Annotated in this window: 21 protein-coding genes and 1 riboswitch; of the genes, 10 read left to right on the top strand and 11 right to left on the bottom strand. The window is 49.4% G+C overall.

The genetic code is table 11. The features are described 5' to 3' along the window. Positions 1 to 26: 26 nt before the first annotated feature. Both moaB and FKW19_RS12485 read left to right on the top strand, forming a co-directional pair. Entirely contained in the window at positions 27 to 665 is a 639-nt protein-coding gene (moaB, locus tag FKW19_RS12490; protein WP_170315314.1) for a molybdenum cofactor biosynthesis protein B, read from the top strand. Continuing rightward, positions 658 to 1236 carry a DJ-1/PfpI family protein gene (locus FKW19_RS12485; protein WP_006116415.1) on the top strand — a complete coding sequence of 193 codons (579 nt, stop codon included), beginning with the start codon at positions 658 to 660 and terminating at the stop codon, positions 1234 to 1236. Before moaB ends, FKW19_RS12485 begins: the two co-directional genes overlap by 8 nt. 52 nt (positions 1237 to 1288) lie before the next feature. Here the strand turns inward: FKW19_RS12485 and folE are convergent, their stop codons facing one another. From folE to metZ, 3 genes are all read right to left on the bottom strand, one after another. After that, a complete protein-coding gene (folE, locus tag FKW19_RS12480) occupies positions 1289 to 1900 on the bottom strand; it encodes a GTP cyclohydrolase I FolE (RefSeq protein ID WP_006116416.1) in 612 nt (203 codons plus the stop codon). 39 nt (positions 1901 to 1939) lie between these two features. Next, positions 1940 to 2410 carry a Co2+/Mg2+ efflux protein ApaG gene (gene apaG, locus FKW19_RS12475; RefSeq protein WP_006116417.1) on the bottom strand — a complete coding sequence of 157 codons (471 nt, stop codon included), beginning with the start codon at positions 2408 to 2410 and terminating at the stop codon, positions 1940 to 1942. A 119-nt stretch (positions 2411 to 2529) separates the two neighbouring features. Further along, positions 2530 to 3738: an O-succinylhomoserine sulfhydrylase gene (gene metZ, locus FKW19_RS12470; protein WP_089179308.1), complete on the bottom strand. Its 1209-nt coding sequence runs from the start codon at positions 3736 to 3738 to the stop codon at positions 2530 to 2532. Positions 3739 to 3850: 112 nt separating this feature from the next. Beyond that, positions 3851 to 3930, bottom strand: a riboswitch (SAM riboswitch). A gap of 94 nt (positions 3931 to 4024) precedes the next feature. Between metZ and FKW19_RS12465 the strand changes: the two genes are divergently transcribed. Beyond that, a complete protein-coding gene (locus FKW19_RS12465) occupies positions 4025 to 5524 on the top strand; it encodes a mannose-1-phosphate guanylyltransferase/mannose-6-phosphate isomerase (RefSeq protein WP_089179307.1) in 1500 nt (499 codons plus the stop codon). A 46-nt stretch (positions 5525 to 5570) separates the two neighbouring features. On the opposite strand, the gene mutT is transcribed toward FKW19_RS12465, so the two are convergent. The 3 genes from mutT to FKW19_RS12450 all read right to left on the bottom strand — a co-directional run bounded on the left by mutT (position 5571) and on the right by FKW19_RS12450 (position 8660). After that, positions 5571 to 6563, bottom strand: a complete 993-nt coding sequence (mutT, locus tag FKW19_RS15970; RefSeq protein WP_089179306.1) for an 8-oxo-dGTP diphosphatase MutT — start codon at positions 6561 to 6563, stop codon at positions 5571 to 5573. Next, complete coding sequence (locus FKW19_RS12455; protein ID WP_089179305.1) at positions 6556 to 7674, bottom strand: aromatic ring-hydroxylating dioxygenase subunit alpha; 1119 nt, start codon at positions 7672 to 7674, stop codon at positions 6556 to 6558. The genes mutT and FKW19_RS12455 overlap by 8 nt, the downstream gene beginning before the upstream one ends. Before the next feature lie 116 nt (positions 7675 to 7790). Continuing rightward, positions 7791 to 8660 (bottom strand): ATP-binding protein, encoded by an 870-nt coding sequence (locus FKW19_RS12450; protein WP_006116422.1) that lies wholly within the window; start codon positions 8658 to 8660, stop codon positions 7791 to 7793. Positions 8661 to 8805: 145 nt separating this feature from the next. Between FKW19_RS12450 and yajC the strand changes: the two genes are divergently transcribed. After that, entirely contained in the window at positions 8806 to 9171 is a 366-nt protein-coding gene (gene yajC, locus FKW19_RS12445) for a preprotein translocase subunit YajC (RefSeq protein ID WP_193561110.1), read from the top strand. A gap of 28 nt (positions 9172 to 9199) precedes the next feature. Here the strand turns inward: yajC and FKW19_RS12440 are convergent, their stop codons facing one another. Continuing rightward, the gene (locus FKW19_RS12440) at positions 9200 to 11470 is read right to left on the bottom strand and encodes a primosomal protein N' (protein WP_089179303.1); all 2271 of its coding nucleotides are present in this window, start codon (positions 11468 to 11470) and stop codon (positions 9200 to 9202) included. An 83-nt stretch (positions 11471 to 11553) separates the two neighbouring features. Here FKW19_RS12440 and FKW19_RS12435 point away from each other — a divergent pair, with 83 nt between their 5' ends. The 3 genes from FKW19_RS12435 to FKW19_RS12425 are packed head-to-tail and all read left to right on the top strand — an operon-like array spanning position 11554 to position 14427. Next, on the top strand, positions 11554 to 12501 hold the full coding sequence (locus FKW19_RS12435; RefSeq protein WP_006116425.1) for a tyrosine recombinase XerC: 948 nt from the start codon (positions 11554 to 11556) through the stop codon (positions 12499 to 12501). 7 nt (positions 12502 to 12508) lie between these two features. Further along, positions 12509 to 13495: a prolyl aminopeptidase gene (pip, locus tag FKW19_RS12430; protein ID WP_089179943.1), complete on the top strand. Its 987-nt coding sequence runs from the start codon at positions 12509 to 12511 to the stop codon at positions 13493 to 13495. Then, positions 13492 to 14427, top strand: a complete 936-nt coding sequence (locus FKW19_RS12425; protein WP_116100269.1) for a pepsin/retropepsin-like aspartic protease family protein — start codon at positions 13492 to 13494, stop codon at positions 14425 to 14427. The genes pip and FKW19_RS12425 overlap by 4 nt, the downstream gene beginning before the upstream one ends. Positions 14428 to 14476: 49 nt before the next feature. Here the strand turns inward: FKW19_RS12425 and FKW19_RS12420 are convergent, their stop codons facing one another. The 3 genes from FKW19_RS12420 to FKW19_RS12410 form a co-directional block, all read right to left on the bottom strand. Further along, the gene (locus tag FKW19_RS12420; protein ID WP_193561111.1) at positions 14477 to 15004 is read right to left on the bottom strand and encodes a hypothetical protein; all 528 of its coding nucleotides are present in this window, start codon (positions 15002 to 15004) and stop codon (positions 14477 to 14479) included. A 134-nt stretch (positions 15005 to 15138) separates the two neighbouring features. Further along, the gene (locus FKW19_RS12415) at positions 15139 to 16512 is read right to left on the bottom strand and encodes an ammonium transporter (RefSeq protein ID WP_370512890.1); all 1374 of its coding nucleotides are present in this window, start codon (positions 16510 to 16512) and stop codon (positions 15139 to 15141) included. A gap of 297 nt (positions 16513 to 16809) precedes the next feature. After that, positions 16810 to 18387, bottom strand: coding sequence for a hypothetical protein (locus tag FKW19_RS12410; RefSeq protein WP_089179301.1), 1578 nt, complete (start codon positions 18385 to 18387; stop codon positions 16810 to 16812). A 437-nt stretch (positions 18388 to 18824) separates the two neighbouring features. Between FKW19_RS12410 and gmd the strand changes: the two genes are divergently transcribed. Both gmd and FKW19_RS12400 read left to right on the top strand, forming a co-directional pair. Beyond that, the gene (gene gmd / locus FKW19_RS12405) at positions 18825 to 19952 is read left to right on the top strand and encodes a GDP-mannose 4,6-dehydratase (RefSeq protein WP_089179300.1); all 1128 of its coding nucleotides are present in this window, start codon (positions 18825 to 18827) and stop codon (positions 19950 to 19952) included. Then, positions 19953 to 20924 (top strand): GDP-L-fucose synthase, encoded by a 972-nt coding sequence (locus FKW19_RS12400; protein ID WP_089179299.1) that lies wholly within the window; start codon positions 19953 to 19955, stop codon positions 20922 to 20924. It begins immediately after the preceding gene. Positions 20925 to 20983: 59 nt separating this feature from the next. On the opposite strand, the gene FKW19_RS12395 is transcribed toward FKW19_RS12400, so the two are convergent. Continuing rightward, positions 20984 to 22462, bottom strand: a complete 1479-nt coding sequence (locus tag FKW19_RS12395) for a hypothetical protein (RefSeq protein ID WP_150150541.1) — start codon at positions 22460 to 22462, stop codon at positions 20984 to 20986. A gap of 240 nt (positions 22463 to 22702) precedes the next feature. On the opposite strand from FKW19_RS12395, the gene FKW19_RS12390 reads away from it, so the two are divergent. Continuing rightward, the gene (locus tag FKW19_RS12390) at positions 22703 to 23188 is read left to right on the top strand and encodes a hypothetical protein (protein WP_150150540.1); all 486 of its coding nucleotides are present in this window, start codon (positions 22703 to 22705) and stop codon (positions 23186 to 23188) included. Positions 23189 to 23260: the final 72 nt, after the last annotated feature.

Raw genomic sequence — 23260 nt, 5'->3', positions numbered from 1 at the left:
GATTGTAGACGCTGTTGTGCAGTTTAATGGATTTTTTATATAAAAATAGGCCATTATTACGGCCATATGGTGCAGTTCTGCATCAGAATTATGGAGATAAGATTCTCTCAATGTCTAAAATCGATACCAACCTGCCATTTCTTCCTGTTCGTATTGCAGTGCTTACCGTTTCGGATTCGCGCACGCTAGAAACAGATACCTCTGGGGCAGCGCTTGTTGCGCGGCTTGAAGGTGCGGGCCATGTGCTGGCTGATCGGGCCATTATCTCGGACGATGCAGACAAGATAGCCACACAACTGCGCAAGTGGATTGCTGATCCGCAGGTGGATGTTGTTATTACAAACGGCGGCACAGGCGTAACTGGCCGTGATGTGACACCAGAGGCTTTTGAAAGCGTGTTGGAAAAACGCATTGAAGGCTTTGGCGAGCTGTTCCGTATGCTGTCTTATAGCAAGATCGGTACATCCACCATTCAGTCTCGTGCGTTGGCTGGTGTGGCTGGTGGCACGTATCTGTTTGCGCTGCCAGGTTCTACGGGGGCTGTGAAGGATGGTTGGGATGACATTCTGGTTTTCCAGCTTGATAGCCGCCACCGCCCTTGTAACTTTGTGGAGTTGATGCCGCGTTTGCGCGAAGGCTTGAAAGGGAACGGTCATCATGACTGATGATGTCAAACTGCTGATGCTGGCAGGTGATTACGTAGAAGACTATGAAATTATGGTGCCTTATCAGGCCCTGCTGATGGTGGGGTATAAGGTGGACGTGGTCTGCCCCGGCAAAAAAGCGGGCGATAAGGTGCTGACGGCCATTCATGATTTTGAAGGTGCGCAGACATATAGCGAAAAGCCCGGCCATGCTTTTGTGCTCAATGCAGACTTTGATGCCATTGATACGGATGAATATCTGGGGCTGATTATTCCTGGTGGGCGTGCGCCTGAATATCTGCGTCTGAATGCGCGGGTATTGGAAATTGTAAAAGCGTTTTCCGATAGGCCTATTGCCGCAATTTGCCATGGAGCACAGCTTTTAGCCGCTGCGGGTATTATCAAGGGGCGTGAAGTTTCAGCTTACCCAGCCTGCCGCCCAGATGTGGAACTGGCTGGCGGCACTTACGCTGATATTCCGGTAACGGAAGCCGTAACGGATGGGGAGCTTGTAACAGCGCCCGCATGGCCCGCGCACCCAGCGTGGCTGGCTCAGTTTCTTAAGGTGTTGGGTGCAAACGTAAGTATTTAAGACCCAAAGTCTTTTCTCTCCCATCTATTTTATAGTGGGAGAGAAGTCTTTTTTAGTATTCGCAGACGGCTGGGCGGTTCAGCATTGCCATGAGTTCACGTCGTGTGTCTGAATTTTCCCGAAAAACGCCCAGCATAGTACTGGTTACCATGGAAACACCGGGTTTATGCACACCGCGTGTTGTCATGCATTCGTGGGCAGATTCAATAATAACGGCAACCCCGTGCGGTTCCAATTCATCATTGATGGTATTGGCGATCTGTGCCGTGAGCCGTTCCTGAATTTGCAGACGCTTGGCATAGGCATCCACCACGCGTGCCAGTTTGGAAATACCTACAACGCGCTGGCGCGGCAGATAGGCAACATGTGCCCGCCCAATAATGGGGGCTAAATGGTGCTCGCAGTGGCTTTCAAAGCGAATATCACGCAGCAGCACAATTTCATCATACCCTTCCACTTCGGAAAAGGTGCGGCGTAACAGGGCTGCGGGGTCAATTTCATACCCGCAGAAAAATTCGGTGTAAGCGCGGGCAACACGGGCGGGGGTATCGTGCAGGCCTTCACGATCCGGATTATCGCCAGCCCAGCGCAACAGGGTGCGTACAGCCTGTTCTGCTTCTGCTTGTGTTGGGCGCTTAGATGTATCAGACGGAGGCACGCTCATGCCACACTCCAGAAAAAATAGGGATATGAATGGGGCGGATTAGTGAATCTGGCGGAGCAGAAAAGGGCTGTCCAAGCTAAAAGCAGGAATGCTGACATCAAACCGTCTGCCGCTGCTTTTATCCTGCATCAGGTAGTGTCCGCTCATAAATCCGCCCGGCGTGGTAAGGGATGCCCCGGAGGTATATTCATAAAGCGCACCGGGCTGAATAACCGGCAGTTCTCCCACTACGCCAGAACCGTGCACATATTCTGTGTGCCCGGCTGTATCCGTAATGTGCCATGTACGTTCCAGAAGTTGCACAGGCTGGGTACCATCATTGCCAATACGGATACGATAGGCCCAGCAGTAGGAATGCTCATCTGGTTCGGATTGATCTGGCAGCCAGAACACCTGTACCTGTACGCGCACATGCTCCGTAACGGCCTCATAGACGGGCAGTGAGGAGAATAGCTCGTTCATGGCTTCTTCTGGATCTTGCAAAAGGGGAGAAGTGGCCCAGTCGGGCATGGAATATCCTGTTTATGGTACGGGATGGTGGTTGCACCTATCACGAACCCATCTGTTATGCCAAGCATTCTCCCTCCCGATCCTGTTACGGCGGAGGGGAGGGAAAATGCTGGTATTGTTTAAAGAGCCTGAAGGGCCGCAACACCGCGGGCGAGATCATCTATCAGATCTGCGCTGTCTTCCAGCCCAACGGAAAAGCGAATGGCGCCATCCGTAATGCCCAACACTGCGCGGTCTTCTGCGCTCACTTTGGAATGTGTGGTTGTGGCAGGGTGTGTGACCAGAGAGCGTGCATCTCCAAGATTGTTGGAAATGGCAATCAGCTTCAAGGCATCCATGAACGCAAACGCGCCTTTCTGGCCGTCCTTTACTTCAAAGGCAATCAGGCTTCCGCTGCCGCTCATCTGGCGTTTAGCCAGTTCATACTGCGGATGATCGGCCCGGCCCGGATAGCGCACGCTTACAATACCGGGGGCAGATGCCAGATAATCAGCAACGGCTGCGGCATTGGCTGCCATGGCGTTGACGCGCAGGGAAAGTGTTTCCAGCCCCTTGAGCATGACCCATGCGTTGAAAGGAGAAAGCGCGTTGCCCGTATTACGGGTAAAAGGCTGAAGTGTTTCTGTAATCCAGTCTTTCCGGCCAAGCACGGCACCGCCGAGCACGCGGCCTTGGCCATCAATATGCTTGGTGCAGGAATAGACAACAACATCCGCGCCCAACTGGAGAGGCTTTTGGAAAACAGGGGAAGCAAACACGTTATCCACCACCACAATCGCGCCTGCCTTGTGGGCGAGATCTGAAATAGCTTGGATATCCAGAATATCAAGCATGGGGTTGGATGGGCTTTCCAGCAGTACGGCGGCGGTGGGCTTGGAAAGTGCTTTTGCCCATTCGTCCAGATTACAGCCATCTACAAAAACGGTTTCTACGCCATAACGGGGCAGAAGGTTGGCAACAATCCAGTGGCAGGAGCCAAACAGTGCGCGAGAAGCTACCACTCGGTCCCCGGCTTTAACGTGGCTTAGCAGGGCGGAGGATACAGCACCCATGCCAGTAGCCGTTGCTACGCAGGCTTCTGCGCCTTCCAGATCTGCCAGCCGGCGTTCCAAAGCTGCAACTGTAGGGTTGCCAAAGCGGCTATACTGATAGTGGTCTTCCTCACCACGGAAGGTGCGGGCAGCTTGTTCGGCATTATCGTAAACAAAGCCGGAGGTCAGAAACACGGCTTCACTGGTTTCACCATATTCCGTGCGTTCCACACCAGCATGGAGCTGACGGGTTGCGGGGCGCCACGCTTCAGAAAATGCAATCTTGTTGTCACTCATGGGTCTTTGTATCCGGTTCTGGCGTGTCAGACCAAGCAGCAGACAGGCCCATATGTGCCTGCCAAAGCAGCTCAATCTCTTAAATTGACCGTGGAAACCATGACAGCCGGCTAAATGCCGTGTCAGAGCCTCTTTAGCGCGTTTCTTTTACCTCGCCGCAAGCCGGCCTTACAAATCACGAGGGCAGGGCTCAACACCTTGCTGGCAAGCAGGGTAAGCCCGGATATCCGCTATCGTCAAGTTCTGTGCATGTAGCCTTCACAAAACAGGCTTGCGGTGATTTAACTTGGACGAATATTTCAAAAATCTGATGGATTTATGCATGTCCGCTAAGAAAGAAACAGCCACTTCTGTGCATATAGCCAATGGGCAGGAGGTTGTGCCTGTTATTCTTTCTGGTGGTTCAGGCAGCCGTCTGTGGCCAGTTTCTCGCGGAAGTTATCCCAAACAGTTTTGGCCATTGCTGACAGAAAAAACCTTGTTACAGGAAACAGCTCTGCGTGGCGTAGCCGCCAAATTGTGCGGGCCGGTTGTGATCTGCAATGCCGAGCACCGTTTTATTATAGCAGAACAACTGCGGGATGTGGGCGTGCAGGATGCCCGTATTGTGCTAGAACCTGTTGGCCGTAATTCTGCCCCAGCCATTGCCGCGGCTGCTTTTTTGGCAGCGGAAAAAGACCCGAATGCCGTGTTGTGGGTTATGGCGGCAGATGCCGCTATAACGGATACGCAGTGTTTGTATAAGGCGCTGGAAAGTGCTGTTCAGGCAGCCCAAGCTGGATATGTCGTCACGTTTGGCATGAAGCCCTCCCGCCCGGAAACAGGGTATGGATATATAGAGGAAGGAGCGCCTCTTTCCGGCCTTTCTGGCGTATGCCGTGTCGCTCGGTTTGTTGAAAAGCCGGATGCGCAAACAGCGCACCATTTTTTAGAGAGTGGCAAGTATTTGTGGAATTCGGGCATGTTTGTTGCCCGTGCGTGCACGTTTTTGCATGAGCTTCAAAAATACGAACCCGAATTATACGAATGCGTGCGCCAAGCTGTAGAAAAACGCCAGACAGATATGGATTTTGAACGCCTGGACGTGGAAAGTTTTAAAAAATCTCCTGATATTTCAGTGGATTATGCAGTTGCGGAACGCACGGATAAAGCGGCTGTGGTGCCCGCCGATTTTGGGTGGTCCGATATCGGAAGCTGGGATTCCCTGTGGGAACTCAGTACGAAAGACAAAAACGCCAACGCGGTTTATGGCAATGTGATGCTGGAGGATGTGTATGATTCCTACATCCGTACAGATGGCACCCTAACCGTTGCGCTTGGAGTTGAAAATCTGACCATTGTGGTAACGCAGGATGCCGTTATGGTTGCCCGGAAGGATCGGGCGCAGGATGTTAAAAACATTGTTGAGCGTCTGAAATCAGAAGGCCGCACAGAGGCAACGCACCATGCGCGCACATATAGGCCGTGGGGATTTTATGAGGGTCTCACCCAAGGGGATCGTTTTCAGGTTAAGCGTATTGTGGTGAACCCGGCGCAGAAACTTTCCTTGCAAAAGCATTTCCATCGCTCGGAGCACTGGGTGGTGGTGGAAGGCACAGCTCTTGTAACCCGAGGAGATGAGGAAATTCTCGTACGGGAAAATGAAAGCGTTTACTTGCCGCTGGGTATGTTGCACCGCCTTGAAAACCCCGGCCGTATCCCCCTTACGCTGATAGAAGTGCAGTCTGGCCCCTATCTGGGGGAGGACGATATTGTGCGTGTGCAGGATTTGTATAGCCGGGAGTAGGTATTACAGAGGGCCTGTAGAGAAGGCCCAATCTATTCCTGAATGTTTAAAGCAAAGCCTGAAGCAGCGGAATAAATGGTAGATCTGCTTCGGGCATAGGGTATTTGCGCAGGTCTTGCGGCGCAACCCATGCCAGTTTCTGCCCTTCCTTAGGGATAGGTGTACCTTGCCAGCGCCGACACACATAAAGCGGCATGAGCAAATTAAATGTCGGGTAAGAATGGGATGCAAAGGTAAACGGCGCCAAACAGGCGCGGGACATATCAAGCCCCAGCTCTTCATGCAGTTCGCGCACCAAAGCGGCTTCTGGTGTTTCGCCTGCTTCTATTTTGCCACCCGGAAATTCCCACAGGCCCGCCATGCTTTTTCCTTCCGGGCGGCGGGCAAGCAAAATATGGCCTTGTGTATCAATAAGTGCTGCGGCGGAAACCAGAACCAGCTTTTTGGGGGCTGATGATGTGGTGGCGGGTGCAGAGCCGCGGCGTGCATCCTGCATATGGCGCGTGGTTTCAAAAACCAGCATAGGTTGTTCGCTGCCGCGGGAGGCAAAAACTTGTTTGTCTGTTCCGATTTGCTGAAAACCGATATGCTCCAGTACGCGGGCAGAGGCAATATTATCAACCGCTACATTTGCGCGGATGCAGGAAATTTCCAGATGCGCCAGCGCCCAACTGGTGATGCGTGCTGCTGCACATGTTGCAATGCCTTGCCCCCAATAGGGGCGGCCAATCCAATAGCCCAGCACCCCAATGCGTGCAGAATTGGCTGGGGTTTGAATACCCAAGCCAATACAACCAATAAAAGTGCCATCCTTATCCAGAATGGCAAAATGATACCCTTCTCCCTTTTGCTGCATCTGCTGTGTGGAAGCTATCCAGCTATCGGCCAGTTCACGCGGGTAGGGAAAAGGCAGGCGGCTGAGCATCCGCACCACTTCCCAATCATTCACCAGATGATGGAGGGCAGGGGCATCCTGCGCGCAAAGTGGGCGCAGGTGATAGGGTGGGGCTTCCAGTTCGGTCGGGGCAGTATCAGGCATTGGGTTGAGGTGTTTGCGCTGGTTCTGGGGGAATACCGCATTCGGTCAGAAGTTCACGCAGGGCGTTAATAACGGGAAAAACCTCTACGTTATGGTCACCGCCCAGTTCGCGCCATGCATTTTGCTCCAGTTCCACAATCTCACGGTCTTCGGCAAAAATGCGGTTGGTAAAGGCAACAAGGAAAGGCCATGCAATATCCAGCAATCCACCTATTTTGGGACGTTTAACGGACAGCAGGCCAAAGGTGCGGTTGGTCAGCTCATCTGCGCTTTGCGGTACATAAACAATCCACAAATCCATTACCGGGTCTTCATCTCCGGTTTGGATACGCAGAGTTTGATACGGATATTCCGTACGAATGGTCATGACATCGCGATGCTGGAATTTTTCCGAAGAATCGCGGCGTTCACCAAAAATCAGCGCTTCACCAAAAGGCTGTTTGCCGCCAGTGCGGGCAAAGCTATAACGGGCTTCCACCAGCTTTGACTCACGCTTTTGGCCCAGAAAACGGGGTTTCATCTGCCCCATTTGTTTGGAGTGCATGAACTGATGATTCATATCCATCAGATTTTCATGCATGAAGCTGTAGTGGCAACCAATGGTGGTGCCAAAGTAGCGGGTTTTGTAAGCTGGGTTGCTGGCGCGTGCCAAATGTGTAGGCAGGGGCACGGTGTCTGCTTTTTCCGGATCACCGGGGAAAACAAAGATCATGCCGTCCTGTTCCCGGCAGGGGAATGTACGCACCCCGTTAGGAAGCTTGCCTTTGCCCAGATAAGGCACATCAATGCACCGGCCAGAGCGGCCATAGGCCCAGCCATGATAGCAGCATTTAACAGAGGCACCTTCCACCGTGCCTTTGCTAAGCGGCACCTGCCGGTGGGCGCAGCGGTCTTCCAGCGCAAATACAGGGCCTTCATCCGGGCGCACCAAGGCAATAGGCATGCCAGCATAACGCGTGCCAATGGTTTTGCCGGGTTTTAGCTCCCGCGACCATGCAACAGGGTACCAGTAGTCTGGATTGGATCTGACGCGCCGCAGATCTATTTTACCCTTTCTGGCTTCAACAGCCAGTGCAGGGGTGGAGGAATCGGTCTGAGCGGTCTGATCCATTTCGCCTCAAATCACAAAGAATACCTGTGCGGCGCCGTTTTGATGCCGCTGTTGCGAATGCTATCTCAACTCATCGTGACGCAAGAAGCAAGACAGGAGCGCATAGCTGACAGAAATTAATGTTCTGCAAGCTCTGCCGTCAGGTCCTCAATAAACTGGAAAGCTACCCGTCCAGAGCGGCTTCCGCGTGTAATCGCCCACTCATTGGCACGGGCCATCAGGTTCTCATCATCAATGGTCAGATTACGTTCACGCGCATAGCTCCGCACCATGTCTGCAAACGTATCCTGTTCACAAGCATAAAAACCAAGCCACAGGCCAAACCGGTCTGAAAGCGAGACTTTTTCTTCTGTGGCTTCGGAGGGATTAATAGCGGTTGCGCGTTCATTTTCAATCATATCGCGCGGCATCAGGTGGCGGCGGTTGGAGGTTGCATAGAACAGAACATTTTCTGGCCGCCCGGCAATACCACCATCCAGAACAGATTTAAGAGCCTTGTAATCCCGGTCTTCCTTTTCAAAGGACAGATCATCGCAGAACAGAATAAAGCGGCGCGGGTTTTCCCGCAGCAGGCTGAGCAGCAGTGGCAGGGTTGCCAGATCTTCACGCTGGATTTCAATCAGAGCAATAGCGCCTTTACCGGGGGCACACGGTTTGCCATCAACCTGATTGGCCAAGGCATGCGCGCCTTTCACCAGTGAGGATTTACCCATGCCGCGCGCACCCCAGAGCATGGCGTTGTTGGCAGGCAGGCCACGGGCAAAGTGCTCTGTATTTTCAATCAGGATCTTGCGTTGCAGATCCACCCCGCGCAGCAGATCAACCGGCACGTGTGCAACATGCGGAACAGGCAGAAGGCGCCCACGTTCTGGCAGCCAGACAAAGGCATCGGCTTTATCCACGCCTTCCAGCGTGGCGGGGGGAGGAGAAAGCCGCTCCAGAGCAGAGGCAATGCGTTCCAGAACAGGGAGTGTTGGTGTGTCCATCTGGGTATCTATCCTGTTTGTCGCCGATATTGGTTATAAAATACGGGCGGAAGGCGTTTTCATCCGCGCAGGTGCTTGACGCACGAGGATTGAAAATTATGGTCACTTTCTCTGTTTTCGCAACACGCCTTTCAGGAAAGTCTGCTTGATGTCCAATTTCCTTATTCCCGCCGCCTATGCCCAGAGTGCCGGAGGTGCCGGTGGGGGCTCTAGCCTGATGTCCTTCCTGCCGTTTGTGGCCGTTTTTGTGATTATGTATTTTTTGCTCATCCGCCCTCAGCAAAAGCAGCAAAAGCAGCTTAAAGCAGAACTGAAGGCCCTCCGCCGTGGAGACCGGATTGTAACGGCAGGTGGCGTTGTGGGTATTGTGCAGCGTTCCAAGGATGATTCGGAAGAAGTGGAAGTGGAAATCGCGCCAAACGTGCGTGTTATGGTGCTGCGCAGCACAATTTCCACAGTGCTGACAAGCACCGCTAAGCCTGCAAACGATACCGCAACAGCAAAAAAGTAAGATTTTTTAGGCGAAGCGCTCAGAAACGTTAGAGAAAAGAAACGGGGTCTATATCCACGTCCACTTTGGCGTTTCTGGCCAGATTTACCATGCCTAGCCAGCGGCGCAGGATAGGCTGTACCGCAATATTGCGGTGCGTGCGCAATAGCAGCCGCCTACGGTGCCGCCCGCGTAATACAGCCAGCGGGGCTGGGGCAGGGCCAAGCACCTGTATGCCTTCTCCATAAGGGGCAGTGCGGCCCAGTTGGGCTGCGGCTTCATCTGCGGCAACAGGTGTATCTGCACTTACAATTAAGGCAGCCAACCGCCCGTAAGGGGGCCAAAAACCCGGCTTACGCTGTGCAGCTTCTTGCTGCATAAAGGCATCAAAATCACCCGAAAGCAGCGCCTGCATTACCGGATGTTCTGGTGTATAGCTTTGCAGAATAACCCGACCGGGTGAGGATGCACGGCCTGCTCGCCCCGCCACCTGATGCAAAAGCTGAATGGTGCGTTCCCCAGCCCGTAGGTCTGCCCCACCAAGCCCAAGGTCTGCATCCACTACCCCAACAAGAGTGAGGTGCGGAAAGTGCCATCCTTTGGCAACAATCTGCGTTCCGATAATCAGATCCACTTCCCGGCGCGAGATTTTGGCCACGGCTTCCGCTGTGGCGGCTGGGCCTCCAAGCGTATCGCTAGACATCACCAGCAAGCGCGCATCGGGGAACAACTGTCGGGCTTCTTCCGTAATCCGCTCAATACCGGGGCCTATGGCGGTCAGGCTGTGGTCTGATCCACATTGCGGGCATGCGGGGGGCATAGGTTCTGTATGATCGCAATAATGGCAGGAAAGCACCTTGCGGTTGCGGTGTTCCACCAGCCATGCCGTGCAATGCGGGCACTCCATACGGTGCCCGCAGGATCGGCAAAGGGTAAGGGGGGCATAGCCGCGCCGGTTGAGAAACAGCATAACCTGCTCCTGCCGTTCCAGCGTGGCGCCAATATCTTCCACCAGCTCGGGTGAGAGAAAAAGCCCTCTGGGTGGAGGATGGTCGCGCAAATCCAGCACGCGGGTTTCTGGCAGTTGTGCTCCTCCGTGCCGGGTGGGTAGAACCAGATGCCGATACCGGCCAGCTTCTACATTTGCCAGTGTTTCCAAGCTGGGCGTGGCGGAAACCACAACAACCGGAAAACGTGCCAGCCGCCCTCGCACTACGGCCATATCGCGGGCATTGTAGATAACGCCTTCTTCCTGCTTGAACAGGGCTTCGTGCTCTTCATCTACAATAATCAGGCCGAGGTTATGGAAGGGCAGAAATAAAGCAGAACGGGCGCCGACTATCACAGTGGCAGAGCCATCTGCTGCGCCAAGCCAGGTGAGCCTACGTGCGCGTTGCCCAATTTCGGAGTGCCACACAGCAGGTTGCACACCAAAGCGTCGGGAAAAACGTTCCATCCATTGGGCGGAAAGTGCAATTTCGGGCAGAAGAATAAGGGCTTGTTTGCCCTGTTCTAGACAGGCTGCAATGGCTTCCAGATAGATTTCTGTTTTACCAGAGCCAGTCACCCCTTCCAGCAGGGTTACGGAAAAACGGTTTTCCGTAACAGTTTGGCGCAGAGCCATAGCTGCGCTCTGTTGCTCCCCTTCTAGGATAGGCGGGTTATAATGTGCATCAGGGTGGCCAAACGGGCGTTCTGGCCCCAAGGAAACAGGGCGCAGCACGCCTGTATTGGCAAGTCCCTTCACTACACCAGCACTTACACCTGTGGCATTGGTAATATCTGTGGTGGTGCGATGGTTCCCATCAGCAAGAAGGTCCAACACTTTTTGGCGTGCAGGCGTAAGGCGTAAAGCCTCCAAATCAGGATTTTCTGCCAAAGCCCACCCCATAGTAGGGATAGGGGCTGCCCGCATATGCAGCCGTAAGGTCATGGCCAGCACCATACCCGGAGGGGTGAGGGTGTAAGCAGCAACCCAATCTATGAATTGGCGCAATTCAGCGGATAGTGGAGGCAGATCCAGCCGACAGACAACCGGACGCAGGCGGGCCGCATCTACCTTTTTTTCTGTGGCCGGTGGGGCCAGATCGGCAGGGAGCGAAGATGTTGTATCCCACACCACGCCGGTTTCCTGCCGCTTACCTAAGGGGGTGACAACGATATCACCGGGTTGCAGATCCATATCTACTGGTGCGCGGTAATCAAAAGGCCCAGCAAAAGGCATGGGGAGCAGCACGGAAATGCGTGTAGTGCCAGAAGTGCTGGCCGTTAAGTTGCCAGAATCCTGCAAAGGTATATGGGAAAAAGGTTTCTGCGCCATCAGGATTTGGTTGTAATGCTGCCTACAGGAAAAGAACAGGGGAGAAAAAGCGTACAAAGCTTTCTGCCCGATAGAGGAAGATCATGACTGCTGAAGAAGCTGTTCAGAAATTTCTGGAGTGGATGGCTGTAGAAAAGCAGGCATCTCCCCTGACAATTGAAGCTTACCAAGGCGATCTGGCTCGTTTTTTAGGGTTTATGACCACCCATCTGGATGGTTTGCCAGATATGGTCGGCTTGGGTTTAATCAGCTTGCGGGATTTTCGTGCATGGCTGGCTTATGAGCAAGCCGAGGCCAGTAAACCAACAGCCCGCAAAACATCATCAGATCAGGCTACCCGCACACGTGCACGCCGTGTTTCTGCTGTGCGGTCTTTCTTTAAGTATCTGGCCCGCAGGCAAGGGGTGGAAAACCCGGCTATCCAGTTGCTCAGCACACCGCGCACCAAAAAGCCTCTGCCGCGGCCTTTGGCTAAAGATCAGGCCTTGGCGGCTCCAGAAGATATTTCTGATCTGGCACATACGCCCATGGAACAGCAGCGAGATGCGGCGTTGTTTCTACTTTTATATGGATGCGGTTTGCGTATTTCCGAGGCCTTGAACCTGAATATTGCAGATCTGGACGTAATGCGCAGCAGTAACGTGCTGCGTATTTTGGGTAAAGGCGGCAAGGAGCGGCTTGTGCCGGTGCTGCCTGTTGTGCAGCAAGCGCTGGAAGCATGGCGCGGGCGGCACCCAGCCCCAACCCCAGATGCACCGCTTTTTGTAGGGATAAGAGGCAAGCGGCTCCAGCCCGCCATAGCCCAAAAAGCCATGCGAGAATGGCGGCATCTTTCTGGCTTGCCAGATTACGTAACGCCGCATGCTTTGCGCCATTCTTTTGCAACCCATCTGATGGAAGGTGGGGCAGATTTGCGTGTTATTCAGGAATTGCTTGGGCATGCCAGCCTTTCCACCACACAGCGTTACACACTGGCAGATGAGGCCCGCTTGCTGGATGTCTGGACGCGGGCGCATCCGCGTGCACAATGAGCCCAGAATGCAAAATAAGGAACACACCGGCATGATACAGGCGTTGCGTGCACCGTGGCCCGAAATCGAACCCTATGCTCATGGTTATCTGGATACGGGGGAAAGGCATCAGATTTATTGGGAGCAGTGTGGCAACCCCGATGGTATGCCGGTTGTATTTTTGCATGGTGGCCCAGGTGGGGGTTGCTCACCTTCTCAACGGCGGTTGTTTGACCCGGCGCGTTACCGTATTGTGCTGTTTGATCAGCGTGGATGTGGCCGTTCGCTTCCTCATGCTTCGTTGGAAGCAAACACAACGTGGCATCTGGTTGCGGATATTGAGCGTCTGAGAGAAATGTGCGGGATAGAAAAATGGGCTGTATTTGGTGGCTCATGGGGTTCTACGCTCGCACTGGCTTATGCCGAAACACATCCGAACCGCGTAACTGCGCTAATGCTGCGCGGTATCTTTACCCTGCGGCGTGCCGAATTGCTGTGGTATTATCAGGAAGGCGCCTCTTGGCTTTTCCCCGATAAGTGGGAAGATTTTCTAGCACCTATTCCGCCCGCAGAGCGGGGGGACATGATGGCTGCATACCGCAAGCGTCTGACATCAGATAATCCCGCCATTCGTTTGGAAGCTGCGCGGGCTTGGAGTTTGTGGGAAGGGCGCACCTTAACTTTGTTGCCATGCCCAGAAATGGAAACGCAGCATGATGAGGCTGATTACGCGCTTGCCTTCTCTCGTATTGAAAACCATTACTTTGTGCATGGGGGCTGGTTGGAAGAGGGCCAGCTTATTCAGGATGTAGGGCGTATTCGCCATATTCCTACAGTGATTGTGCAAGGGCGCTACGATATGGCAACGCCAGTACGCACAGCGTGGGATTTGCATAAAGCATGGCCGGAAGCCGATTTTCAATTGATTGACGCCGCAGGCCATGCGTTGTTCGAGCCCGGTATTTTAACGGCGTTGCTGAATGCGACAGACCGTTTTGCGCGGGAGCTGGCATGAAACGCCAAATAGTTGCTTGCGCCTTAATAATAGGTGGCGGGCCCAGTGTGCCGTTTGGTGGTATTTCTCCAGCTTATGCGGCAGATGGGTGCCATAAACTGGTAGCGCGTGTGGCGTTACGGAATGATCAGGGTTTTCTGAACATTCCTGTAAGCGTTAATGGGCATGCTGTCAGCATGATTGTAGATACAGGTTCGGAGGGAAGCCTTATTTCACCAGAGGCTGCCTCACTTTTCGCCGCCCAGCGGGATAAAAGCGTGCACACGGTTGTGCGGGGCACTGGGGGAATAGGGCGGATTGTACCCAATGCGATTGTAAAATCCTTTCGTGCGCAGAATGTCGAGTTTGGGCCTGTTTCCATTCCGGTAGATACATTACCCGCAGTTCCACAAACTGAGCCTGAAGTAGAGGGCCTTATGGGGGGGGATCTGCTCTCTCGCTATGATGTGGAATTTAATGTGGCGGGCGGGACGCTGTCTTTCTGGTCTGCCACTTCAGCAGATTGCAATGGCCCAGAAGGCTGGCGTTACATTTATCGGGCAGTGCCGTTACAGGCAGCAGGCCAGCGGGTGGTGGCGGAAGTTACACTAGACGGCACAAAGCTTAAGGCACTGGTGGATAGTGGGGCGCGATCTCGCATTGTCTCAATTGGTGCGGCTGAGCGTATTGGTGTTTCTCGCCAAGCCTTGGCGGCTGATCCGGGTGGGATGACAACCGGAGTAGATGGGCATCAGCAGATTTATCACTGGCATAAATTTCATTTGTTTCAGATTGGGCAGGAACAGGAAAAATCTCCGGTTCTTACAGTTGCCCCCGTGCATGATACTGTAGATATGCTTTTAGGATCAGATTGGTTTGCCGCGCATCGTGTCTGGATATCTTACCGCACACATACTCTGTATGTGATGCCAGCACAGCAGGTACGCCGTTAATATAAAAAAGAGAGGCAGAAGATGATTTCTCCTGCCTCAAACTTTTAGATTATTCGCCTTTCAGGCGCTTGTTGCATTCGCTGTAATAGCCGCCACCTTTTTGAATCCATTTCATGTTGCCATTGGCATTGCTGGATTTGTTGGTGTGGTACTGATCCAGGCAGGTTTTCATGCGGGCCTTACCTGCGCTGAGCTTGGAATACTGAGGATCGACCGCAGAAGGAAAGGTTGCACCAGAAGCACTTACAGCAGTAGGCGCCGCCGGTTTGGTAGCTTCTGGTGTGGTTTCTGTCGGTTTGTTGGCTGCGGCTGGAGCAGCCTCTGCCGTGGTGGCATCACAGTTGGCAGCCTTAAATGCTTTAAATGTCTGGCCGTTAAGCGTGTTTTCCGCTTTGGCTTCTTTGAATTTTGCGTGGCATTCCTTAGCCGTCAGTGCATGGGCGCTAGGAGCGGAAAGAGCAGTTGCGCAACCAAGTAGTAACGCAGCCAAGCCAGTACGTGCAGAAAAGTTCATAAAATAAAACCTCATGCAAAGGGACGAATCAAAAAACGACCCGATGCCGTTTTTTATTCCCAAAAAATATTATCGCAAACTGTGGCGTTGAAATGAATGGGTGATGATATTTTTATGAGAAAAACAAAAACCCCCTCCCGAATAGCTGGGAGAGGGCTTTGTATAAAAGCTGGAATTAAAGTGTGCTTGCAGAAGGATCAGTCGTTAATACGTTCCCCATGCAGGGACATATCCAGACCTTCCAGTTCTTCATCCGGTGTAACGCGTAGGCCGATAACCAGATCAACCACTTTTAGGATGATGAAGGACACAACCGCACACCATACAATGGTGACGAGCACAGCTTCTGACTGAACAATAAGCTGATGCACAGAACCCGTAATGCCGGAGGGATTTGAATCCGTTGCAGAAAGCGGGCCATAAGCGAACAGGCCAGTTAGCAGGGCGCCAACAATACCGCCTACACCATGCACGCCAAAGGCATCCAAGCTATCGTCATATCCCATCATGTGCTTCAGGGATGTGGCGCCCCAGTAGCAGACAACGCCAGTAATCAGACCGATAATCAGGGCGCTACCCGGCAGAACAAAGCCAGCAGCCGGCGTAATAGCCACCAGACCACCTACAGCACCAGAAATGACACCCAGTACAGTGGGTTTGCCGGAGCGCAGCCATTCAACCAACATCCAGGAGACACCAGCACCAGCAGCAGCAATCTGGGTGGCAGCCATAGCCATACCTGCGCGCCCATTAGCGCCCACAGCAGAACCAGCGTTGAAGCCAAACCAACCAACCCACAGTAGGGAAGCGCCAATAACGGCATATGTCAGGTTGAAGGGGGAGAGATCATCCTGCCCGTAACCTTTACGGCGGCCAAGCACCAGAGCGCACACCAAACCGGCAACACCCGCATTGATATGCACGACTGTACCACCAGCGAAATCTGCCGTGCCAAGGCCACCCAGCCAACCAATAGGGCTCCAGACCCAATGTGCGATAGGAGCATATACAATCAGAGACCAGATGATGGAGAACACGCACATGGCGCTGAACTTCATGCGTTCAGCATATGCACCAGAGATCAGAGCCGGGGTGATGATGGCGAATGTCATCTGGAACATCATGAAGATGCTCTCAGGAATGGTCATGGTTGTGGCGTTGGGAGAATCTGCGCCAAGCGTGAAACCAATATCCGCGCCGTTGTGAATGTTGGCGCCAATGCCATTCAGAAACATGCGGCCAAAGCCGCCAATCCAAGGGGTGCCTGTAGTGAAGGCAAGGGAGTATCCAGCTACCATCCACACAATGGAGATAATGCAGCACAGAGCAAAGGATTGCATAAGCGTTGCCAGCACGTTTTTCTTACGCACCATGCCCGCATAAAACAGGGCCAGACCAGGGATAGTCATCATCAGCACCAAGGCGGTGCTGGTTAGCATCCATGCTGTGTCACCGGTATCTATTGCTGGAGCCGTATCAGCAGCAAGACACCTTGAACTATATGCGAAAGAAAGGAGTAAGGCGCAAAAAACATTTATCCTAGTTTTGCACATGGGCTTCGGGATGCGCATATGACAATCTTTCCCTCAAGGTGTAGGTCAGTGAATATAGTATCTATTCCGAAATGATATGTTGTTTTTCTTGGCAGAGCAAGAGAGTCGTGTATTTCTAAAACGTTATTATCATGTTGATTTTTTAATAGAGATTTATCAGCTATAGCAGGAATTTTGGGCGCACAAGAAATAATAACAGTAAGCTAGATGATGTTCTGCTGAATGTGCACAGAATTAAAAAAGCACACTCTGAGATACTATTTTTATGCCGCTTTCCCTTAAAACAGAAGGAGGGAAAACGGCATATTATTTACATTACCAAGGCTTTGAATCCCACGCGACGCGTTTCCAGTTGTTCGGAGCTACGCAATAGTAATGATACCGCGTATCATCGTAAAAATTACCCGGACTGCACCTTGATGTGCTGGATCTTGGCGCAGACTTGATGGCGTTGGACAATAGTCCGTTTGATTTGATAATACCGTTATCCGACACGGACAGCACGGTTGTTTTTTTGACTTTATAATCCAAAGCATTGTCAGAGCTTGAGTAGCCTAAGAGATGCAAATTCTGTGTTGCTGCTGTCGCTTTGTCAGTTAAATCTAAATATGTGTCTGGCTGTACACGCATATTGACTTTGTAAGGTAGAGAAGGATCAAATTTGGCCGTCGAAAAATCAATGAGAGCATTATAACACCAGATGGTGTCTGTTTCGAGAAGTGTCCCGAAGCGTGTCACCCAACCTTTCTCGGGATCATTTGCACCAGAAAATTTTAAGACAGTGCCAAGATCGAACCGGAATGGTCCTAAACCTGTCCATGTTATGTTGCCATCAACAATTTTATCTCCGGTGCCAAATGTCCACAGAGGTTTTGTTGGGCCAGTTTTGTCCGTGTTATGGGGGCTCATTCTTCCCGGCACCCATGATGATGGGAGCGCTTGGAACATATAGGGTTTGTTGTGTGAATCTTTGACGATGATAATCTGATATATTCTGTATGATTTATTTGCAGCCCATGATGAATTGGGATCATTCAGCTGCATTCCGTTATAACTGATACCTGCGCCAAATATTTTTTTGACGGCTCTTGATGGGTCGTATGCAGTTACATCTTTTTCTGGGCCAGCGCCGGCAAAATCTATTTCGTTTTCATCATATTCTGTGCATATCGCCCCATCTCCGCTGGAATCTGATGGGCATACAAAAGGGGTAACAATGGCAAATTCCTGAATATTATCCCACACCCAATTTGTTCCGTACGCACGCGTATTGCTCCAATGGTTTACATCAAAACTTCCTGCGTAATTATGGCCGCTTGAACGGAGGTATGTTCTTAAACCATTCATATTGCCGGAACTGTTGGGTGTAGAAGTGGCCATAATACGCATCACTTCGGATCCCTGTTGGTTTCTTGATGGACCATCATTCATTTGATCGAACGTGATCATGGGCGTCCAACTTGGATCATTTTTGATATTGGATCTGGAAAACCTTAGCCTTGGCCCATCCCAGTTTGTGCCAGCTGTGAAACTTGTAACACCATCACCAAAATTCAGGGCGTTTATGCTAGAGACGGGGTCGGTCAAATTGGTTGGATTAATTACAAACCCATTAACATTTACAAATCTGGTTGTTCCTAACGGAAAATGAGGAACCCATTTTGAATTTCTGCCCGGCCAATTTACTGATCTAGGAATCTCAATATTTGAGTGATTTACGTTGCTTGCATAAATGTTATCAAGTACAAATTCATCATTTTGGCTTCCATCACCTTTAAATCCAAAGTAATAGGCGTTTGCGTTATCTATGTTGTGGTGCAATGTTTCTTGGCCATTGGCGTAAGAATGAAATAAAATAAATGGTATGGAATATAGTATTGCTTTTCTAATCATTTTACACCTGAATTATAGTGGGTTTAAAGGTGAGTATCATTTGAGTGCATGATAACCTACATGATTGTAGAGGTGTTTCTATCTGGCCTGACACGCGCATTCTGCATATTAGGATTCCATCATTAGAGGGGCGCATAGGTTTTTCTTATCAAGAAAAACAATATAGTACAGATATTATTAAGAGTTTTTAGATTTTTGTTTTAATAAAAAACAATTTTATGATGGAGTTAGGGGCATTATTGTCAGCCACTAAGGATGCTGAATGATATTTTGCATAATATTAGGATGCCTTATGTGAATAGATAATTTTAAAGCATTGTAGGTGAGGGGAAAATTTTTTTTGATATTAAATTTTTGGTCTGGCGTATGGTTTTTAAACATTTATAGCGTTAGAGTGCCTTAATCAAAATGGTATTTGTGTTAATGGAACTGAGTATATGACAAAGCGCGCTTTGATTACGGGTGTTACTGGGCAGGATGGCTCTTATCTTGCTGAATTTCTTCTGGGGAAAGGTTACGAAGTACATGGTATCAAGCGCCGTGCTTCTTTATTCAATACAGCCCGAGTGGACGGCATTTATCAGGATCCGCATATTGGGAATAGCCGCCTAAAGCTGCATTATGGGGATTTGACGGACACCTCTAATCTCACGCGCATTTTGTCAGACGTGCAGCCAGATGAGGTTTATAACCTCGGCGCACAGTCTCATGTGGCGGTGAGTTTTGAAATGCCAGAATATTCTACAGATGTGGATGCAATGGGGACGCTTCGGTTGCTAGAAGCCATTCGCTTTCTAGGATTGGGTAAAACAACGCGTTTTTATCAGGCATCTACATCTGAACTATACGGGTTGGTGCAGGAAACACCGCAAAAGGAAACAACACCTTTCCATCCGCGCAGCCCCTACGCTGTGGCTAAAATGTACGCTTACTGGATTACCGTAAATTACCGTGAGGCTTACGATATGTATGCCTGTAACGGGATTTTGTTTAACCATGAAAGCCCGCGTCGTGGTGAAACATTTGTAACACGCAAAATTACGCGTGGGCTGGCCAATATTGCTGTTGGTCTGGAAAAATGCCTGTACATGGGGAATATCAACAGTCTGCGTGACTGGGGGCATGCAAAAGATTACGTGCGCATGCAATGGATGATGCTCCAACAAGAGCAGCCAGATGATTTTGTAATTGCAACAGGGGTACAGTATTCTGTGCGCCAGTTTATTATCTGGTCAGCGGCAGAACTGGGTATTGCCTTGGAATTCAGCGGTGAAGGCGTGCATGAAGTGGCGCGTGTTGCTGAAGTTAAAGGTGATAAAGCACCAGCAGTAAAAGTTGGTGACGTGATCATGCGAATTGATTCGCGTTACTTCCGTCCAGCTGAAGTAGAAACTTTGCTGGGGGATCCGACAAAAGCAAAAGAAAAGCTGGGTTGGGTGCCAGAAATCACTGTTCAGGAAATGTGTTCTGAAATGGTTGCTGATGACCTGAAGGCCGCATATCGACATGTGGTGTTAAAGGAGCGCGGTCTGGACCTACCTGTCAGTGTGGAAGACAATAAATAAATGCGTAAGATATATGTTGCTGGCCACAGAGGAATGGTGGGTAACGCCATTCTGCAGAAACTTCAGCTCAGACAAAAAGCGGGGGAAGAGATTGAGCTTATAACCCGAACACATTCTGAGTTGGATTTAACTGATCAAGCTGCTGTACGTGCATTTATGTCTACAGCAAAGCCAGATACGGTTATTCTTGCAGCAGCTAAGGTTGGGGGTATTCATGCTAATAATACTTACCCGGCTGAGTTTATCTATGAAAACCTGATGATTGAAAGCAATGTTATTCATCAGGCTTTTCAAGTTGGGGTAAAATCTCTTCTGCAATTGGGTTCTTCATGTATTTATCCACGCGAAGCCCACCAGCCCATGTCAGAAGCTGAGCTTCTGACTGGTGTTTTGGAACCTACAAACGAACCCTATGCTATTGCAAAAATAGCAGGCATCAAACTGTGCGAGAGTTATAATCGCCAGTATGGCGTAGATTATCGTTCTGTGATGCCGACCAATTTGTATGGACCGGGTGATAATTTTCATCCAGAAAATTCCCATGTCATGCCAGCACTGATCCGGCGGTTCCACGAGGCCACTCGCAATCAGTCTCCAGAAGTAGTTGTTTGGGGAAGTGGCTCGCCACGGAGAGAGTTTCTGCATGTTGATGACATGGCAGAAGCCAGCTTGTTTGTGCTGGATTTACCCAAAGATGTTTATCAGGCAAATACACATCCAATGTTGAGCCATATTAATGTAGGAACCGGAAGTGATATTTCGATTCTAGAGTTGGCTAGTCTTGTGGGGGAAATTACTGGGTTTAAAGGACAAATTTTAACAGACCCGACAAAGCCGGATGGAACACCACGTAAACTTTTGGATGTTTCGCGGTTGAATAATATGGGCTGGAAAGCAAAAATTACCTTAAAAGATGGTATTGAAGAAACTTACGATTGGTTTTTGATGCACATTGATGCAATTCGTAAGTAATATTTTGTGATATCCCCAGGGCTTTGTATTTCTACATAGTCCTGGGGAGTTTTATATAACTACTCTAGATCATAAGCATTTTTCAGCTTGATATTTTCTGGAGGTAGTTCTGTCAGCAACGCGTATTGCTCCGGTGTCATTGTCCACAGACCCATAGGTGTTGCCCGATTTGTAATGTCGTAGCCAATGATACAATGCATTTTCTTTAGGCGGAAAATACGGGGCATAAGAGCTATGATTGAAGCGACCATATCTCCTTGCCCAAACTGGCTACTAATTTTTTCAAAACACCATAGATAACGTATGGAGTCAGAAAACATTGCGGCCATTTCTGAGAGCGTACTATTGGATTTAACTAAGTATTTTGCTTGCCGGAGAGCTGAAAAGTCCCGAGTAATAGATTCAGATTGAACCGATACTTTAAAGCCATATTTAGGTAACTCTTCTACAAGAAAATCTACCGTAGGATTTAAATGGTTTTCTGTAATGATGAGAACATTATCTATTCCAAACTTCTCAGCATCTTGTGCAGCTTTAATATAAAAGGCAGCAGGGGGCTGCGCATACCAAGAATGAACACCACTCTCAGGCGTGAAGATATCACCGCTACGTATGTGCATTAGCAGAGTGCGAGCAGGATCAAACGAGCAGCTATTGTTTTCTAAAGGAAGCAATTTGGATATTGTGGATACGCATTGCATAAGCGTTTGGTCCGAAGCTTGCCCGAAAACAGCTTCAAACCCTTTGGCTGCATAGAAATTGCCGGTTAATTTTGGAGTGGGCGAATTGAGAACGCTATCTGTTTCGGTATTTTCTTGTATAGATATTTTGGTATCAGCAATTTGAAAGTTTCCTTGTAGCGGGAAACCACTAAGCTTAAATAAACTTATGTTTTTTGATTTTAAAAATAGTCCAATAAGAATAATATTCATATATTGGATTAAATTATTGCCAAGTCTGCCATAAGGAGAAGAGAATATATTTGTAATTACATTGCTTGGATTTTCAGATGTCTGTCCAATAATGTCAATTTTTTCTTGTCCCCATCCTTGTAGGGTAACCCAATCAAGTATGATATCATTTTGGGTCGCCCAAGCTGCTGAACTGCCCATAGAATCTGAAATAAGTTTCGCATATTTTAACGGAATAATGCGGAAAGTTTCCCAATTTTGAACGATATTTCCTTCAGGTCTCACTATTCCATTGGGGAAAGCTGTTAAAAAGCGATCACCAATTTTTAATGAAACATGAAAATTTTGATCTATTTTTGAAATGGTAATTTTACTAAAATCATAATCAGGATATTTTTCTATAGTGCTTTGACTTACAGAAAGATCGTTTCCTTTTTTTGTGAAGACAAAATTGTAGTTTTTGTCTGCATTGTATTCGCCAAGGAAAGGGTCATCTCCACCAGCAAAGCATATAAAATACTTATGAGTAGACAACAGAAGCCAATCAGACTGATCGTCATCTTCCTGTATCTGTTTGAAAATTTGTTGCCACCCAGATAAATTTCCAAACTTATCTAAAAAAAACATGAACACCTCCAAAATATTATATTTAACGTACAATTAGTTATGAGAAAAGTCTATATTGTGCTTTTTAAAAGGTAAAATAATAGGTTTTTCATGGATAAAATAGTTACTGTGTTGTGTGATTGTTATGACCTCATCATCTTGAGAGCCCTGTTAAAATGATAGCAAGGTATTCCTATTTTCTTGATTCTATTTTACATATGAAGGGAATAATATCTCGAGAGATTGAGTGGGAGTATACTCATGAACCCCAAAAAACTATCTGTAACTATTATTGATTCGGGTATAAATATAAAAAACATACTCCATAATTTTTTACAGGATAAGGTGGTAAATATTGTATCGATAAATGATGAAGAGAGTATTAGTGCAGGAGGTGATATTCTATGCTGTTCTCTTGAATTAACACATGCAGAAAATACTCAGGATGCAGTAGAAAAAGCAAAAAAATATTTGGAAAAATATTCTGCTGTTATATTTTGTGAACCAAGCTCTTGCTCTCAAGATAAATTAAAGCAATTGGGCTTTAAAAGTGTTCATGAGAATTTTTCAGAAAATAAAATGTTTGGAGAAATAAATTTCCAATTTTTTGAAAATTTGGCCATTGAATCGCATATTGCATCAATATCGGAGTATGGTTACGAGGCAGCTTATCATGTGAGATCTACATATCTTGTGTCGGTCGAAAATATGGGCGGTGTAGATTATGATAATATTAGGGCCTGTTAGGACTTGATCCAGTCTGCTGCGGCAGCGATGTGGATGATGGCGAGGAACGACGTTGCTGTTTTCTCGTATCTG

The sequence above is a fragment of the Acetobacter sp. DmW_125128 genome, assembly GCF_008704325.1.
Lineage (GTDB): Bacteria > Pseudomonadota > Alphaproteobacteria > Acetobacterales > Acetobacteraceae > Acetobacter > Acetobacter oryzifermentans.
The sequence above is the reverse complement of the archived record's forward strand: the minus strand, read 5'-3'. Positions and strand labels throughout refer to the sequence as shown.